Annotated in this window: 14 protein-coding genes and 1 pseudogene; 4 read left to right on the top strand and 11 right to left on the bottom strand. The window is 38.6% G+C overall.

The genetic code is table 11. The annotated features are described in order from the left end of the window. Positions 1-2 precede the first annotated feature (2 nt). The 4 genes from speB to MMB68_RS16695 all read right to left on the bottom strand — a co-directional run bounded on the left by speB (position 3) and on the right by MMB68_RS16695 (position 4,692). Positions 3-959 carry an agmatinase gene (gene speB, locus MMB68_RS16680; RefSeq protein ID WP_277549204.1) on the bottom strand — a complete coding sequence of 319 codons (957 nt, stop codon included), beginning with the start codon at positions 957-959 and terminating at the stop codon, positions 3-5. Positions 960-1,081: 122 nt separating this feature from the next. Beyond that, a complete protein-coding gene (locus tag MMB68_RS16685) occupies positions 1,082-2,458 on the bottom strand; it encodes a putrescine aminotransferase (protein WP_028412134.1) in 1,377 nt (458 codons plus the stop codon). A 24-nt stretch (positions 2,459-2,482) separates the two neighbouring features. Continuing rightward, a complete protein-coding gene (locus MMB68_RS16690; RefSeq protein WP_277549205.1) occupies positions 2,483-3,970 on the bottom strand; it encodes an aldehyde dehydrogenase family protein in 1,488 nt (495 codons plus the stop codon). Between the two features lie 134 nt (positions 3,971-4,104). Continuing rightward, positions 4,105-4,692, bottom strand: a complete 588-nt coding sequence (locus MMB68_RS16695; RefSeq protein WP_013081888.1) for a TetR/AcrR family transcriptional regulator — start codon at positions 4,690-4,692, stop codon at positions 4,105-4,107. Positions 4,693-5,287: 595 nt separating this feature from the next. Between MMB68_RS16695 and MMB68_RS16700 the strand changes: the two genes are divergently transcribed. The 3 genes from MMB68_RS16700 to MMB68_RS16710 are packed head-to-tail and all read left to right on the top strand — an operon-like array spanning position 5,288 to position 8,230. Next, positions 5,288-6,151 (top strand): glycine betaine ABC transporter substrate-binding protein, encoded by an 864-nt coding sequence (locus MMB68_RS16700; protein WP_277549206.1) that lies wholly within the window; start codon positions 5,288-5,290, stop codon positions 6,149-6,151. Positions 6,152-6,186: 35 nt separating this feature from the next. Then, complete coding sequence (locus MMB68_RS16705; protein ID WP_028407589.1) at positions 6,187-7,392, top strand: quaternary amine ABC transporter ATP-binding protein; 1,206 nt, start codon at positions 6,187-6,189, stop codon at positions 7,390-7,392. Then, positions 7,385-8,230 (top strand): ABC transporter permease, encoded by an 846-nt coding sequence (locus tag MMB68_RS16710; protein WP_221812602.1) that lies wholly within the window; start codon positions 7,385-7,387, stop codon positions 8,228-8,230. The genes MMB68_RS16705 and MMB68_RS16710 overlap by 8 nt, the downstream gene beginning before the upstream one ends. Before the next feature lie 38 nt (positions 8,231-8,268). Here the strand turns inward: MMB68_RS16710 and MMB68_RS16715 are convergent, their stop codons facing one another. Continuing rightward, entirely contained in the window at positions 8,269-9,042 is a 774-nt protein-coding gene (locus MMB68_RS16715; RefSeq protein ID WP_115653121.1) for a class I SAM-dependent methyltransferase, read from the bottom strand. A gap of 64 nt (positions 9,043-9,106) precedes the next feature. Beyond that, complete coding sequence (locus tag MMB68_RS16720) at positions 9,107-10,225, bottom strand: AbrB family transcriptional regulator (protein WP_221812603.1); 1,119 nt, start codon at positions 10,223-10,225, stop codon at positions 9,107-9,109. A gap of 140 nt (positions 10,226-10,365) precedes the next feature. Between MMB68_RS16720 and MMB68_RS16725 the strand changes: the two genes are divergently transcribed. Then, positions 10,366-11,238, top strand: coding sequence for a LysR family transcriptional regulator (locus MMB68_RS16725; RefSeq protein ID WP_014461439.1), 873 nt, complete (start codon positions 10,366-10,368; stop codon positions 11,236-11,238). A gap of 31 nt (positions 11,239-11,269) precedes the next feature. Here MMB68_RS16725 and MMB68_RS16730 read toward each other — a convergent pair. The 5 genes and pseudogenes from MMB68_RS16730 to MMB68_RS16750 all read right to left on the bottom strand — a co-directional run bounded on the left by MMB68_RS16730 (position 11,270) and on the right by MMB68_RS16750 (position 16,321). Next, a pseudogene (locus MMB68_RS16730) lies at positions 11,270-11,478 on the bottom strand (hypothetical protein). Positions 11,479-11,581: 103 nt separating this feature from the next. Next, the gene (locus tag MMB68_RS16735) at positions 11,582-12,550 is read right to left on the bottom strand and encodes a tripartite tricarboxylate transporter substrate binding protein (protein WP_221785277.1); all 969 of its coding nucleotides are present in this window, start codon (positions 12,548-12,550) and stop codon (positions 11,582-11,584) included. 24 nt (positions 12,551-12,574) lie between these two features. Beyond that, the gene (locus MMB68_RS16740; RefSeq protein ID WP_221813036.1) at positions 12,575-13,246 is read right to left on the bottom strand and encodes a response regulator; all 672 of its coding nucleotides are present in this window, start codon (positions 13,244-13,246) and stop codon (positions 12,575-12,577) included. 27 nt (positions 13,247-13,273) lie between these two features. Continuing rightward, positions 13,274-14,863: an ATP-binding protein gene (locus tag MMB68_RS16745; RefSeq protein WP_221813039.1), complete on the bottom strand. Its 1,590-nt coding sequence runs from the start codon at positions 14,861-14,863 to the stop codon at positions 13,274-13,276. Positions 14,864-15,016: 153 nt separating this feature from the next. Then, positions 15,017-16,321: a CitMHS family transporter gene (locus MMB68_RS16750; protein ID WP_028407583.1), complete on the bottom strand. Its 1,305-nt coding sequence runs from the start codon at positions 16,319-16,321 to the stop codon at positions 15,017-15,019. Between the last annotated feature and the right edge of the window lie 287 nt (positions 16,322-16,608).

Consider the following 16,608-nt stretch of genomic DNA (forward strand, 5'->3'; position numbering starts at 1 on the left):
CGTTATTCAATCATCGTATCCAATGACTCTCTTTTCGTTTTCACTGCAACTAAACTAGCAAAATCATGAATAATTGTAGCTGCAAGCAAAGAGGTTATCTGAGTTGGATCATAAGAAGGTAACACTTCTACTAAGTCAAATCCAACATAGTTAAATCCCGTTAGAGAACGGATCATTTGCAGCGTTTCTCTGCTGCTGAATCCGCCTACTTCAAGCGTTCCCGTGCCTGGTGCACAAGAAGGATCAACAAAATCAATATCAAATGTTAAAAAGCACGGCGTATCTCCAATCGCTGTCTTCATTTGCTCCAAAATCATTGAAAATCCCTGACGTTCAAGCTCTCCTGCCGTTACTACATGGTAACCGAGGTCTTTGCTTTCTTGAACATCTCCCGGATGATTTAATGTCCCGCGAATACCAATTTGAAAAACTTTCTTCGGGTCTACTAGCCCTTCTTCATATGCGCGTATAAAAGGAGATCCGTGCCAATATTTTTCATCGTAATACGTATCCCACGTATCTGTATGAGAATCAAAATGAATCATAGCCACTGGGCCATATCTTTTAGCAGCAGCACGAAGGCTTGCTAAAGTAACGGAATGATCTCCTCCAATTCCAATTGGAACGATTCCTCTATCCATAAGAGCTCCTACCGCTTCTTCCATCAATTCATAGCTTCTGTGAATATTATGCGGAATAACCGGCACATCACCAATATCAATGGCATTTGTATCATCAAATGGGTATACGTCGTGTACCGGGTGATAAGGAAACAGCGTCATGGAAGCTTGCCGAATGGCTTGAGGTGCAAAACGCGCACCTACTCTGAAAGATGCCGCCGTATCAAACGGCATTCCTACTAGCCCTACTTTTGCATTTCCTCTTTCCGCTGGAAGCCTCATAAATGAGCCCGTTGTACAAAATTCTGGTTTGACATCTGGGGACAATGGATATTTCATGATTTACTCCTCCGTTTCGATAATTTCAGTTAGTCGCTAGGCATTTGTACTACTAAAATCATCGAAAGCAATACGGGAATAAGAAACGTTTGACGATTCATATTCATTGCTCCTTGTTACATTTATTGGTTGCTTAGCTCATTTAATACTTTTTCAAATGTAGAAATGACTTGATCTACTTCTTCCGCTGAAATAGTCAACGGTGGCTCAATACGAATTGTTTTAGAGTTTACAAGCGTCCCGGCTACTAGAATTCCTTCATCAAACATACCTTTAGAAAGCGCGTAGCCAATTTCATCTTGGTGAAATTCAATTCCAATCATTAAACCTTGCCCTCTGATTTCAAGTACTTTATCTCCATGTTTTTCAGCAGCTTTCTTTAAACCAGCAAGGAAGTATTCCCCTAGCTCTTTCGCGCGGTTTGGCAGCTGTTCTTCAATCAACACGTTAATAGTTGCAATAGCCGCTGCGCAGGCAAGCGGGTTGCCTCCAAACGTTGTTGTGTGCATAAACGGATTATCAAAGAAGCTTGAAAACACTTTTTCTTTTGCTACAACCGCGCCAGCAGGCATAACTCCTCCTCCAAACGCTTTAGCAAGACATAAAATATCGGGTACAACATCATATAGTTCTGATGCAAACATTTCACCGGTACGTCCCATACCTGTTTGAACTTCATCAAAAATTAAGATAGCGTCGTACTCATCACATAGTGCACGCACTTCTTTTAAATAATTTTCAGGAGGAAGAATAATGCCGCCTTCTCCTTGAATTGGTTCTAATAAAACAGCTGCCACATCTTCCCCTACAAGCGCGCACGTTTCAAATGTTTTGCGCATCATGTCAATATCACCAAACGGTACGTGACGGAAACCTGGAATTAACGGCAGAAATGGTTTACGGAACATGCCTTTTGCCGTACCTGATAAAGAACCTAGACTTTTCCCATGAAAAGAACGTGTTGTGGAAATAAACGTTGTTCGATCACTATACATTTTCGCTAATTTTAAAGCGGCTTCTACACTTTCTGTTCCGCTGTTTGTGAAAAAGGAATACTTCAAATCCCCCGGTGTAATATCTGCTAAAATTTTCGCAAGCATCGCACGAAGTGGATCTAATAAGTCTTGGCTATGGAGCGCTTGACGCTGAAGCTGATCTTGAACAGCTTTGACTACTTTAGGATGACGGTGCCCTACATTATAAATTCCAAATCCGCCCAGACAATCAATGTATTTTTTACCGTTTACATCCGTAAAACAAGAGCCTTCATCTGACCATTCAACAGCTGCAAACTGCGTATCCACCGTTACTGTTTTGCGATATTCCAAAAAGCCCGGGTTGACATGCTCACGAAATCCGTCTACTGTTTCTTTCGTAATCCACTGTGCTTCTTCAGCTGACACTTCGCTTTTTTCAATAAGCCCCAATACTTTGTTGATATATTCGTTTACTTCACCATATGCTTTGTTTACCTCTTGATTTTTCGTCACTGTATTCATTTTAATATCGCTCCTTCTCTACTTTTAATTTTTAAACCAGCCGATTGGCTCTACTTGTAAATTAATATTAATTTGTTTTACTTCTTGAAATTCTTCCAATCCAAACGTGCCCAGTCCTCGACCAATTCCGCTCTGCTTATATCCGCCCCAAGGCGCTTCGTTAAATGTAAAATGATACGTGTTCACCCAAGTGATGCCCGCACGAAGCTTTTTAATCACTCGAAGAGCTTTTGCACCGTCGGTTGTAAACACACTGCCTGCTAAACCGTATTCCGTATCATTTGCAAGCTTAATAGCTTCTTTTTCGTCTTTAAACGTTTGAATAACGACAACAGGCCCAAAGATTTCATCTTGCACAATTTTCATATGTGACGTAACGTTACTAAAAACCGTAGGTTCTACAAAGAATCCTTTTTCCAATCCACTGCTGGTGATTCGATTGCCTCCGCATATAAGGCGAGCGCCTTCTTGCTTTCCAATTTCGATGTACTTTAATACTTTTTTCATATGTTCTTCACTTACAAGAGGGCCCATTTCAATCTCTTGATCCATTCCATTTCCTACTTTAATTTTTTGAGCACGCTCTGCAAAACGTTCGATAAATCTCTCAGCAATGCTTTCTTCTACTAAAATACGAGAACCTGCAGCGCAAATTTGGCCGCTACCTGCAAAAATTCCAAATAAGGCATAATCTACAGCTGTTTCAAAATCAGCGTCAGCAAATATAATGTTCGGTGACTTTCCTCCAAGTTCTAAAGAGACTTTCGTTACATTCTCTGCTGCTTGACGCATAATGTGTTTTCCTGTTACCGTTCCGCCTGTAAAGGAAATCTTATCAACACGCTTATCTTGAATAAGCGTATTTCCCACAGTATCTCCGGCTCCCATAACAAGGTTTGCTACTCCTTTTGGCAATCCTACGCTTTCTAAAATCTCAAAAAGTTTTGTAGGAGTAACTGGTGTCACTTCAGAAGGTTTAAATACAATCGTATTTCCTGCAGCTAAAGCAGGTGCAATTTTCCACACGCTCATCAACAGCGGATAATTCCAAGGTACAATCAGCCCGCACACCCCGATTGGTTCTTTTATAACCATTGCTTGCATAGGTGCAGGAACACTGTACGTTTGACCGTCTGGTTTTGTAATCAACCCAGCGTAATACCTAAAACAAGCAGCTGCATCTTCCACATCAGCCTCAGCTTCACGATAGGGCTTTCCGTTATCCATTGTTTCTAGCGCTGCTAATTCCTCTTTCGCTTCCTCAAGCTTATCGGCAATTTTGAATAAGATGGCTGCTCTTTCAGATGCAGAAGTCTCAGACCAAATTCCGCTGTCAAAGGCTTCCCGTGCTGCTTCAATTGCTGCTTTCATATCTTCTGCGCTGCCTTCTGCAGCATATCCAATTACTTCACCTGTCGCTGGGTTAACAGTAGAGCGCTGCTTCTCTGCTTTTCTCCACTCTCCGTTTATGTACATATTTAAAGTTAACGTTTTAACGGCTGTACGATCCATAAGATACCTCCTTATTAAATAACGACTGATTGTCAGTCATTTTAAAAGAAAAAAACTTATATTTCTGATAACTCATTATATATTTTGAATGAATGTCAGTCATTTTGATAGGTGTAATATCAGCAGCGCTAATATTACACGGATGGCACAAGAGAACGCTTCAAGAATTGAAAAAGTTCTTCCTTCGATTGTTCAAGTGTGACATCTTGCTCTCGCCCGATATAAAAAAGTTCAGCAGCGTTTTCAATTAAATTGATCATCGTTTTAGCTGTCCATTTAACGTTAAGCTGTTTGATGACTTCTTCTTTTTTCACAGCCTCATTTAATACCTCTTCAAACCAGTTGTAATAAGGTAAATAAATAGCTTCCCATGTTTCTAATGAATAGTCAAAAGCGAGCCCCGAATAGCATAAAACAAGAACATCTCTATATTCATCTGTTGTTTTATACGTTTCGTCAATCATTACCTCTAATGTACTTAAAAAATTTGTTGCTGTTTTAGCTCTTTCTTTAATTTTTTCAAGCGACAAAGAAAGTAAGTTTTCTGCAATAGCAGGAACAAGGGCATTTTTGGATCTGAAATAAAGATAAAAAGTTCCTTGAGCTACGCCTGCACGCTTTACAATGTCTGAAATTGACGTTTTATCAAGCCCCTTTTCAGATATAACTTCAATCGCTGCCTGTAAGATTTTATCGTATTTTTCACTTGTGCTTGTAACCAACTCTTTCCCTCCACCTATAAAATGAATGACTTTCATTCATTTTACTATAAGCAACGTGAATTATGCAAGATAAAATTTTCTGAATCTTTAAATTTAATTAAAAAATCGGTCGCATGCCGGCTTCAAAAATATTTTTTTATTTTATCATTTTACCCTCGCTCTTTTTATATGTCTCACTGTTATTTTTCTTCCTTTTACAATTCAAGGTAAAAGCTGATGCAAAGCTCTTTAATCAACTATTTTTCCTGAAAAATAACTTTATTAAAAAGATACTTTTTCGTATATATTTATACGGCTTAATTGCCTGATTACTCTTGACTTGAAGTTGACGGAGTAAAAAAAAGAGTGATAACATGTAAGACTGATTCTACAGTCACTTATTTTATCCATTTATTTCCCATAATTTCTCTTAACTACGATGTACATTTTTAGCTAAAAATAACTTTACAACGCCGAAAAATCACCCACTCTATTTCACATTTTATATTTTCTATGTTTATCACCTAAAAAAACCGGGTATACACTTCGTTGTGTTTAGCATCCGTTCTACATATCAGTCATATTGATTTAAAACTTTATAAAGGAGTTACATTGCATGAAGAAACTATTGTTAATCAGCATGATTTGTTTTCTTCTAGTTATTACTTCAGCTTGCGGCAACGGTAATGGCGCATTTAAAGATAAAAAAACCATTACCATCGGCATGAATAACTATACTGAAAACATTGCCTACACGTACGTATGGAAACAGATTTTAGAAGATCAAGGTTATAAAGTTAGAACTGTTTTCTTAGAGAAAGCCGGTGTTTGGGTAGGAACAGCTAATGACGACATTGACATTTCATTTGCACCATGGCTTCCTACAACAGATGCGCCTTTTTACAAAAAGTATAAAAATCAAGTGAACATCGAAGACCCTTGGCTTAAAAACGCACGCTTAGGATTTGCAGTTCCCGCCTACATGAAAGATGTGAACACAACGGAAGACCTTGCTAAGGTTGCTTCTGATGTCGATAACAAAGTAATTGGAATTGACCCAGGCTCCAGCATTAATGGATTAGCCGAACAGGCGTTAAAGGATTATAACCTTAAAAGCTATACGCTTGTAAAATCGTCTGAGGCAGCTATGCTCAGTGAACTGCGCAAAGCCTATGATGCCAAAAAACCAATTGTTGTTACTATGTGGAATCCTCACTGGGCTTTTGCAGACTTTGATATCAAATATTTAAAAGATCCTAAAAATTCGTTTGGAGACCCTGACAACATTTACACAATGACAAGCAAAGAATTTAAAAAGACAAATCCTCAAGTCATAAAATGGATGAATAATGCACAGATGAATGATAAATTAATCAGTCCTCTTCTATCACAAGTTGAAAAATCTTCGAATCCTGAAGAAGCAGCGCAAGAATGGGTAAAAAAGCATAAAAAGCTAGTCGACAGTTGGACAAAAGATTAATGGACGTAAAAGAAAACAACAATTGAGGTGGACATATGGAACACGTAAAATTAAAAGTACAAAATATAACCAAAGTGTTTGGTAAGAATCCGTCAAAAGCGATTGATTTACTTCAAAAAGGAAAAACAAAAAAAGAAATTCTAGAAGAAACGGGAATGACAATCGGGGTTAATCAAGCAAACTTCGAAATCAAATCCGGTGAAATCTTCGTTATTATGGGCCTGTCTGGAAGCGGTAAATCCACTTTAGTTCGTATGTTTAATCGCCTTGTTGAACCAACATCTGGATCTCTTATTTTAGACGGTGACGATGTAGTAAAAATGAACAAAGATGAACTCCGCGACATGCGCCGAAAAAAAATGAGCATGGTTTTTCAAAACTTTGCCCTATTCCCTCACCGTACGGTTCTTGATAACACAGAATACGGACTAGAAGTTCAAGGTACACCAAAAGCCGAACGTGAAAAAAAAGCAAAAGAAGCGCTTGAATTAGTAGGTTTGAAAGGGTACGAAAATCAATACCCTGGTGAACTGAGCGGGGGTATGCAGCAGCGCGTCGGACTGGCCCGAGCACTTGCCAATGACCCTGACATTTTACTAATGGATGAAGCATTCAGTGCACTAGATCCGCTTATTCGTAAAGACATGCAAGATTTCTTACTGGAGCTTCAAGAAAAAATGGAACGTACAATCATTTTTATTACCCATGATCTTGATGAAGCTCTTCGAATCGGAGATCGCATCGTTTTAATGAAAGACGGCAGTGTTGTTCAGGTAGGAACACCTGAAGAAATTATGACAAACCCTGCCAATGATTATGTCGAGCGCTTTGTAGAAGACGTTAATGTAGCTAAAGTATATACAGCTGAAAGCGTGATGAACCGTGCCGAATCTATTACCGTAGACCGAGGTCCGCGCGTGGCTCTTAAAATTATGCAAGAAGCTGGTTATTCAAGCATCTACGTCGTAGACAAGAAAAAAACTCTTCTAGGAGTTGTAACGGCAGATGATATTAGCCGTGCCATTAAACAAGATAAACTGACAGCAGATGTATTAGATACGGATATTCCAACTGTTACAACAGATACGCTACTAGAAAACTTGTACGACAAAATGGTTATCAGCCGCTTTCCACTACCGGTTGTAGATGAAAATCATCGTCTGCGCGGCATCATTAAAAAAGAACGAGTGATTGAAGCACTCGCCGGTACTGATAGTAATGAGGTGAACGTAAATGAATAGTATTCCTAAAATTCCTGTTGGCAATTGGATTGACCATTTTGTCACGTTTTTAAATGATAATATCAAAGGGTTTTTTGATGTTATTTCAGCTATTGTCGATGGTATTGTAAGTTTTATTGTACTAGTGCTAACTTTTCCACCCGCATTAATTTTAATCTTAATTGTCGGAATCATTGCTTGGTTTTCAAGTAAAAAATGGTCATTTACTATTTTATCGATGATTGGCCTGTTATTTATTCTTAATCTTGGCTACTGGCAAGAAACCATGGACACACTAGCCCTCGTTTTAACAAGCGTACTGATTTCGATTATAGTAGGAATTCCGCTTGGCATTTGGGCATCTCAAAGCGAAAAGACAGCTCGAATTATTACGCCAATCTTAGACTTTATGCAAACGATGCCCGCATTTGTTTATTTGATTCCAGCACTTTTCTTCTTTGGAATTGGTGTGGTACCAGGTGTTATCTCATCTGTGATCTTTGCAATGCCTCCGACGATTCGCTTAACGAACCTAGGTATTCGTGAAGTACCCGCTGACTTAGTAGAAGCAGCAAATGCCTACGGTTCAACAACAAAACAAAAATTATTTAAAGTACAGCTTCCATTAGCTACAAAAACCATCATGGCCGGAATTAACCAAAGCATCATGCTATCTCTTTCAATGGTTGTTATTGCCTCTCTTGTAGGTGCTCCGGGACTTGGTGCCGAAGTATACCGTGCAGTTTCTCGACTTGAAGTCGGCACGGGCTTTGAAGCTGGAATTTCAATCGTTATTTTAGCGATTATTTTAGACCGTATTACGCAATATTTTGGAAATCGTTCAAACCAACGAACATAAGTAAAAAAAGAAGCCAACTCCGGTGAGTTGGCTTCTTTTTATTTATTTTTGTAACACGCTACAAAGATTGCTTCTCCTTGAAACGATTCAATTCCCTGTTGATTCGTTTTGATGTCGAAAAACTGTTTAAATCCGCTTGGTATATTCAGCATATATTGAGTAAGCTCACGCTTTGTCTCTTCCGGAACATTCATCATCCCACACCAGTCATCAAATAAAAAGCGCTTTGGAAAAGTTGTCAGCACTTCTGTACGGAATCCTTGCATTTCAAGCATAGAAAGCCACTCTGTTTTTTTATAAGCACGATAATGGCTTGGATCTCTTGTCTTTTCAACTCGATTATAAAACTCGTCATAAGCATTCACTTCCGGTGCTACATTATCAATGAGCAAGAACTGTCCGCCTGGCTTTAACACTCGGTATACCTCTTTGATGAACTGTTTAATATTAGGAAAATGGTGCGGTGCAATTCTGCACGTTACCGTATCAAACTCGTCATCTTGAAACGGCATATCCTCAGCATCTCCTTGAACAAACGATACATTTTCATGACCATTTTCTTTAATGAAGCCTTCAGCACTTTGCAACATTTGAGGAGTTAAGTCAAAAGCCGTTACTTCTTGAAAGACAGGTGCTAGCTTATTTGCCACGTGTCCTCCTCCTGTTGCTACATCAAGCAGCTTTCCCCCTCTATTTTCTTCAGCAATTTCCGCTAAAACAGCTAAATCTTTGCCTTTTGCATGACCTTTACTTTTGACGTACTTTCCAGCATTCCCCCCGAACTGACTGACCACCATTTCTTTATTACTCATCTATTCTCCCCCATTTCTCTCTTTAAAACTCACCCTTACTTTGCCTAGTGCATTCACATATTTATTATGAAACGTGTGAATGTATTCTTTTTCTTTCTCCCCACTGATGAAACATGCGAAACAGCGGAGGAAGAAGAAGCCAAATGGTTAAAATTCGAAGCACTTGGACCGCTACTACTAACGTCGAATCAGCCTGCAGTACAATGGATGTAGTCGCCATTTCTGCAATGCCTCCAGGAGCAAACGCTAAAATAGACGTGATAAGCCCGATTCCAGTTATTTTGGAGACTACTAATGCACATACGAACATAGCGGCGATTAAGCCGATTGTATTAATAAGCGCGACAACCATAATTTTTTTTACGCCAATAAACATTTCTTTATGAAAGCGAGAACCAATACTTGAAGCAATAAAAATTTGCGATAAAATCATCACAGAATGAGGCCAGTATGCTTGAAGATTATACCCCACGTACGATGAAGCAGCTGTTTGAACAATCGCAACAGTAAGCATTCCTCCTACTAACCAAGGAGCAGGAAATTTTAGTTTTTTTCCTATATAATAGCCTACTACTGCTGTAAAGATTAAAACGCCTGTCCATAACAGTGATCCCCACCCAAAAACACTTGGAGTAACTGACACTGCATGCCGTCCTGTATTACTTCCCCAATAGACCACAAATAAAGGAACAGCAAGCACAACTAAAAACACGCGCATCGTTTGAATAATGCTTACAACTGCCGTATTGGCTCCTACCTCTTCAGCCATACCTGGCATTGCGCTCATTCCACCCGGAGTCGTACCGAAAAAGCTTGTTAATAAGTCTGTGGAACTGAACTTCCATAGCAAATAACCGGATAAAAGAGAAAATACAACGGACAGCAAAAGCATAATCGTAATGGTGGACCAGTGAGATTGAAACGTAGTCAACACAGACAAGTTAATCTTTTGACCTAATTCAATCCCTAAAATGCACTGTCCAGCGTACAGCCAATATTTTGGAATACCTTTTTTGCTTGTTTGAGATAAAAAACGCGGCTTTCGAAAAGCTAGAATAGCAGCTAAAATGAGAGTACCAAGCATCCAGCCAATGGATAAGCCTGTTAACGATAAAAGAAATCCTCCCACGCTTGTTAATAGAATAAAAAATATGGACTGTAAAAAAACAACTCTTGCGTTCATACCTACTTCCTTCCTTCTACAAGGCTTTTCTTTCTTACACCGTACATTCCTCTTCTTAACTATAGTATAATTTTAGAGATAATTAAAATATCGAAATTTTATTATAAACCATTCATTTTTTTTATTCCTGGAGGGATAGTATGGACGATCGAGATTGGCTTATTCTACAAGTGTTGTATCGAGAAAAAAACATTACAAAAGCAGCCAAGGAGCTATTTATATCTCAGCCTGCGCTTACGCATAGACTGCAGCAGATGGAGAAGGAATTTCATGTTCAGATCGTGAACAGAGGGCGCCGCGGAGTTCAATTTACACCGCAGGGAGAATATTTAGTGAAGTGCGCAGAAGAAATGCTGCTTACGGTTCAAAAAATAAAAGAAAATGTGTTAAACATGGATGATCAATTAACCGGTACTTTACGTCTAGGAGTGTCTAACTTTTTTACTGACTACAAACTCCCTGGACTATTACGCTTATTTAAAGAGCGATTTCCTGACGTTGAATTCAAAGTCACGACCGGATGGAGCAGCGACATGGCCCACTTACTTTATAAGCACGATGTTCATATTGCGTTTGTAAAAGGGGATTATAACTGGCAAGATCAGAAAGAGCTGCTTTTTAAAGAAACAATTTGCATTGCGTCTGCACAGCCTGTCGACATAAACAATCTTCCCAATCTACCTCGAATTGATTATCATCAAGATCGTTTTTTAAAAACATCCGTTGATAACTGGTGGGCTGAAAATTACTCTCAGCCTCCCCTTGTCAGCATTGAAGTAGATAAAGCAGAAACATGCAAAAAGATGGTTGTAAACGGACTCGGTTATGCGATTTTGCCGAGTATGCTGCTTGATGACGCAGCAGAGATTTACAGATACACGTTAAAAACAAAAGACCAGCAGCCTTTAACGCGCAGCACATGGATGTTTTATCATGAAGATTCCTTAAAAATTAACATCGTAAAAGCTTTTATTGAGTTCATTCAAAACTTGGATTTAAAAGATGTACACTGATAGAAAGAGGTTGAAACATACCGAAATGAATTCAATCTAAAGACGAACAAATGGGATATATGAGCTGAACCGCTTTTGACACCGCAGTTGATTTCCATGCAAGACTTCCTTTCCGCGGGCGGCCGGTGAGCCTCCTCGTCGCTCACGCTCCTGTGGGGTCTCACCTGTTCCGCTTTTCCCGCAGGAGTCTTCGTCTGCCCTCCAATCAGCTACTAGAAGGAACGAAACAGATGAAACTATGCTCACCAAAACAAAAAAACGAACCAGTAATCAAAAGTCTTGATCAATGGTTCGTTTTTCATTTCGTCTAAAATCCTTTTATCCCAACCTCTTTCTATTGTATTTATTCATCATTTGTTCCGCCCATTAAGTCAGAATACAGCTTGCTTTGCTGTTCAAGAAAGACTTTAGCACCGCTGCTATTTTTATAAAAAGAGGTTAAATCGTTATCTTTAAGCAGCTGTTCCCATTCTTTTGTATGAACCATTTCATACACTGTCTTATTCCAATATGCTACCTGCTCTTTGGTCATATTAGGCGGTCCCATTAGACCTCTCCAATGGCTAAATGTTACGTCAATTCCCGCTTCTTTCCACGTTGGGATCTCTTTTAACTCTTCTAACCTTCTGGGAGAAGAAACGGCGAGTATTCTTACCTGCCCTTGTTCATACTGCTTTTTTACTTCTGATAATGACATAGGTGCTACATCTAGCTGCTGATGAACGAGCGCATCGATCACTTTATGACTGCTGTTGTAAACGAAGAACTCAAGCTTGGAAGAGTCTACGCCTGCTTTTTTATTCAGCTGCATGAACGATAAATGATCGTCGTTTCCTAAGCGAGGTGATATTCCCACTTTCATGCTGGATTCACTTTGATTTAACGTGCGTATGAGCTGTTTTAAATTATATATAGGAGAGTTAGAAGGAACTACGATGACCTCCCATTCAGATGTTAAAATAGCGAGCGGAGTAAAGTCTTTATAGGTTAATTGACTTTGCCCCAGCAAATTATTTGTAATCAGCAAGCTGGAATTTCCGGAAACAATATTCCCTTCTTTTCTCTGTTTAATATATTTCCATCCTTCTTCACCTTGCCCGCCTATTTTATTACTAACAGAAACGGGTACCTTCACAATCTTCTTTTCCGTTAGCACTTGTTGAATGGCTCTTACTGTTGCATCTGCTCCTCCGCCTTTTGCACCGGCTGCCACAATTTCAATTTCCCCCATATCAATACGATCTTTTTTAGAGGGTGAAGAACAGCTAACAAGCCATACACTTATAAACACTATCATGAGCTTTTTAATCATATATATCATCCTTCAAGGCTAATGCTACGCTAAATAGTACTTGCGCTCCGGCCGTCCAATAATCCCATAATCATATTCAACGTGACATTCACCAGTTGATACTAGATACTCTAAATATCGTCTAGCTGTCGTTCTAGATACTCCCATGTGTTGCCCCATCTCTTCGATCGTAATTCCTTTGATGCTTTTTAAAATGTCTTTTGACTTTTGTAATGTGATACCATCAATACCTGAAGGAAGAGATTTATCCGCTTTTGGCTTTGTTCTGACATGTCCAAAGTACGCATCAATAAATGATTGATCAACTTCTTCATGCGTACTAAACAGTTCCTTTTTCTCTTGATACTGTTTAATAGCATTAATGAAGGATTCCATCATAACCGGCTTAATCAAATAATTAACGACGCCGTTTCTCAAACAGATTTCTACAATATTTTTTTCTGTTGCAGCCGTTACCACGATAACGTCAACTTGTGGAAACTGCGCTCTGATTTTTGGCAGTAAATCCGTTCCCATTTCATCTGGCATATAGATGTCTAAAAGAAGTAAATCAACTTCCTTCTCCTTTAGCATTTCAAGCGTCTCTTTTGCATTCAACGCTTTACCTACAACTTCTACACCATCTACTTCTAATAAAAATCGCTCTTGAACTTGAGCAATTCGAAAATCGTCTTCTGCAATTGCGACTCGTAACATTTCGACTCTCCCCTTACTTCTCATGATTCAGTTTTTTGGAAGGTAAACTGAAAAAATGGCTCCTCCTTCTGGCTGATTATACACTTCAATAGATCCTCCAAGTTCATCTACCATTTTCTTTATATTTGCCAGTCCGTATCCTCTGTCTGTACCTTTGGTTGAAAAACCTTTTGTAAAAATTTGATTTAGTACTTCTTCTGATATACCAGGTCCGTTATCCATCACTTCGATAATTAAATCATGACCAATATCGGTAATAAAAAACGACACTTCTTTTTCAGACTGCTGACTCACTGCTTCAAATGCATTATCAATTAAGTTCCCAATAATGATAATGAGATGAGAAATTTCAATATGTTCTGGGAGCGTATCGAGTGTACTCTCCGAATCAACCGAAAAATGAATTTTCTTTTCAGATGCTTTTCCAATCTTCCCAAGCAATATTGCTTGGACTTTGGAATCTAATATCTGATCAAATAGAATACGGTTTTGTGTTTGGTGTACGGCTGATTCTTTTTGAATAAACTCAAATGCATCTTTGTACTGCCCTAACTGCAGCAAACCCGACAAAACATACAGCTTATTCGTAAACTCATGCGTTTGAGCTCGTAAATCCTCTGAATATTTTCGTACTTCTGAAATCGTATTGATTAAGCTTTTTAATTCTGTCTTATCACGAAAACTAGCGACCACTCCTACAATTCGCTGATGTTCAATAATGGGTGTTAAGTTTAAGATAAACGTTTTTTCATTCAAAAAAATCTCTTGGTCGCTTCGGGCTATTCCGGTATCTAGCACTTCAATCATATTCGTATAAGGAAATACTTCAATGATATGATGATGTAAATATTCCGTCTGTAGTCCTAGCATATTTTTAGCTGATGTATTCATCATCGTAATAAAGCCTTGATGATCAATAGCAATAATTCCTTCTTTTATCGAAAGTAAAATCGCATTTCGTTCACGGTATAAAGAAGCAATTTCATGAGGCTCAAGACCAAGAGTATCTTTTTTAATACTTTTAGCTAAAAAAATACCCCCAATCATACCAAGCAATAAAACAGCTAGTGAAAATAGGATAATTTGCTGAATACGCGTAATGAGCTGAGCATGAACATGTGACTTTAAAAACTCAACCGTCACCACTCCCACGACCTCCGTATACTTTCCGTGACTGATGACAATAGGCGCTTTGCCCATAATTGCAGGACCTGTGGTTCCCTCTCCGTCAAGCGTATAATATCCGCCGAATAATAGTGCTCTATCGTTAACCGCCTCTTTGTTTTTCTTTCCTATCCATTTTTGATCAGAATGAGAATAGATGATTTGCTCACGGTTTTGAACCACAATACTTGCTGCTCCGATTTGTTCCCTCACTTGCTCGGCAAGCGGCTGAATATAGCGACTCGGCTGTTTTTTTTGAAAAGCAGCTTTGACTTCCGGCATAAATGATATTGATTTGGCTGCTTGAAGAGCCAGCTGCTCGGCTTGCCTTTTAGATTCTACAAACTGCATGTAAGAGAAAATACTCGCTAAAAGAACAATAACAGTTATGATTAATGCTGCGGATAAACCTACGATTTTTGTTTGCAGCGATACTTGAAACCATTTTTTCATTTCATCGCACCTTTAGCCTTTACCTTATAGTTCTATTCTTCTTTTATTTTATCAAAATTTTTTGTATATCCGCTCCTTATTCCAAAAGCTTTTTAGACAAAAAAACTTATCAATCCCCAAAGCGGAATTGATAAGTTTTTAGGTTCATGATCTTTACAGCGTAATAACTCCTGTAATAATAGCTACTAAAAGCATCACCATCGCTGTTCCAATCGTCCACTTTAAAGTAAAGCGCTGGAATTCACCAAGCTCGACTTTTGCCATACCGACCAATAGATACGTAGAAGCAACTAAAGGACTTAGTAAGTGAACAGGTTGACCAATCAATGAAGCACGGCCAATTTCTGCAGCATCAATACCGTATGCTGAAGCTGCTTGAGCAATAATTGGTAAAATCCCATAGTAGTAAGCATCATTTGACATAAAGAACGTAAATGGCATACTTGTGATGGCTGTAATCACAGACATGTAAGGCCCTAACGCATCTGGAATTAATCCTACTAAACTATTACCCATTGCATCTACCATTTTTGTACCTGATAAAATGCCTGTGAATACGCCTGCTGCGAATACAAGAGATACAACAGCAAGTACATTACCAGCATGTGCTGTGATACGCTCTTTTTGAACTTCTAAATTTGGATAGTTAATCATGATAGCGATTGCAAATCCAATCATAAATAGAATTTGAAGCGGCATAACTGCTGTGATAAGTCCTACTAATAATAAAGCTGTTAAAGCAAAGTTTACCCATAAAAGCTTCGGACGCTTGTACTCGATTCCTTCAGCGGCTGCTGCTTCTGCAAAAGCTACTTGAGCATTTGTGACGTCTTGAATATCAATAACACCTAAGCGCTGGCGCTCTTTTTTTCCGAAATAGTAAGCTGTGAATAATAACCAAACAGCTCCACCAATCATGGCTGGAATCAGTGGTGTAAACACCTGTGAAGCATCTAACTTCAATGCACTCATCACACGAGCAGTAGGTCCACCCCAAGGTGTTAAGTTCATAACTCCACTACCCATAATAGCGATACAGGCTAAAATCATCGGCTTCATGTTTAGCTTTTTATAAAGCGGAAGCATCGCTGAGAGTGTAATCATATATGTTGTTGTTCCGTCTCCGTCTAATGAGATAATAAGAACTAAAATAGCTGTACCAATTGTGATTTTTAGTGGATCACCTTTTACGATTTTCAAAATTCTTCCTACAACTGGATCAAACAAACCAGCATCAATCATAATTCCAAAATATAAAATAGCAAACATTAACATAACGCCTGTAGGCGCTAATTCTTTTACACCATTTAAAGCCATTTCTCCAATATCACTTGTGAATCCCCCTATGATTGCAAACAATACTGGAATAACCATTAAAGCAATAAGCGGCGTTAATCGTTTTGTCATAATCAGAAACATAAATGTACAAACCATCAAAAACCCAAGAATAGCTAACATTATTACCCCTCCTATTTTTGAATCCGCTTTCATAACAGTGGAAGCGATTCGTTTGTATGTACGACCCGCATATGTATGCCAGTTTGTCTATACGATTACAACATCGCTTGTTCACTATTAAGTTGTACCTTAAAACTTTAAAATTTTCTGTTTTTTCTTAAAATAATCATAATTTACAGGAGGGTATAGTGTAAATAATTCGTACTATAAAAACTTTTAAAACTTTATGGGTAATTAAATCCTTTTTGTTCATTGAAAGGATAAAAGAAAGGAAGAGGAAAAAAGAT

It is taken from the genome of Priestia sp. Y58, from assembly GCF_029522095.1.
Classification (GTDB): Bacteria; Bacillota; Bacilli; order Bacillales; family Bacillaceae_H; genus Priestia; species Priestia megaterium_E.

Excerpts from the sequence above, each read along its gene's own strand:
- speB (WP_277549204.1), bottom strand. The coding sequence starts at position 959 with ATGAAATATCCATTGTCCCCAGATGTCAAACCAGAATTTTGTACAACG.
- MMB68_RS16685 (WP_028412134.1), bottom strand. The coding sequence starts at position 2,458 with ATGAATACAGTGACGAAAAATCAAGAGGTAAACAAAGCATATGGTGAA.
- MMB68_RS16690 (WP_277549205.1), bottom strand. The coding sequence starts at position 3,970 with ATGGATCGTACAGCCGTTAAAACGTTAACTTTAAATATGTACATAAAC.
- MMB68_RS16700 (WP_277549206.1), top strand. The coding sequence starts at position 5,288 with ATGAAGAAACTATTGTTAATCAGCATGATTTGTTTTCTTCTAGTTATT.
- MMB68_RS16705 (WP_028407589.1), top strand. The coding sequence starts at position 6,187 with ATGGAACACGTAAAATTAAAAGTACAAAATATAACCAAAGTGTTTGGT.
- MMB68_RS16710 (WP_221812602.1), top strand. The coding sequence starts at position 7,385 with ATGAATAGTATTCCTAAAATTCCTGTTGGCAATTGGATTGACCATTTT.
- MMB68_RS16715 (WP_115653121.1), bottom strand. The coding sequence starts at position 9,042 with ATGAGTAATAAAGAAATGGTGGTCAGTCAGTTCGGGGGGAATGCTGGA.
- MMB68_RS16720 (WP_221812603.1), bottom strand. The coding sequence starts at position 10,225 with ATGAACGCAAGAGTTGTTTTTTTACAGTCCATATTTTTTATTCTATTA.
- MMB68_RS16725 (WP_014461439.1), top strand. The coding sequence starts at position 10,366 with ATGGACGATCGAGATTGGCTTATTCTACAAGTGTTGTATCGAGAAAAA.
- MMB68_RS16735 (WP_221785277.1), bottom strand. The coding sequence starts at position 12,550 with ATGATTAAAAAGCTCATGATAGTGTTTATAAGTGTATGGCTTGTTAGC.
- MMB68_RS16740 (WP_221813036.1), bottom strand. The coding sequence starts at position 13,246 with ATGTTACGAGTCGCAATTGCAGAAGACGATTTTCGAATTGCTCAAGTT.
- MMB68_RS16745 (WP_221813039.1), bottom strand. The coding sequence starts at position 14,863 with ATGAAAAAATGGTTTCAAGTATCGCTGCAAACAAAAATCGTAGGTTTA.
- MMB68_RS16750 (WP_028407583.1), bottom strand. The coding sequence starts at position 16,321 with ATGTTAGCTATTCTTGGGTTTTTGATGGTTTGTACATTTATGTTTCTG.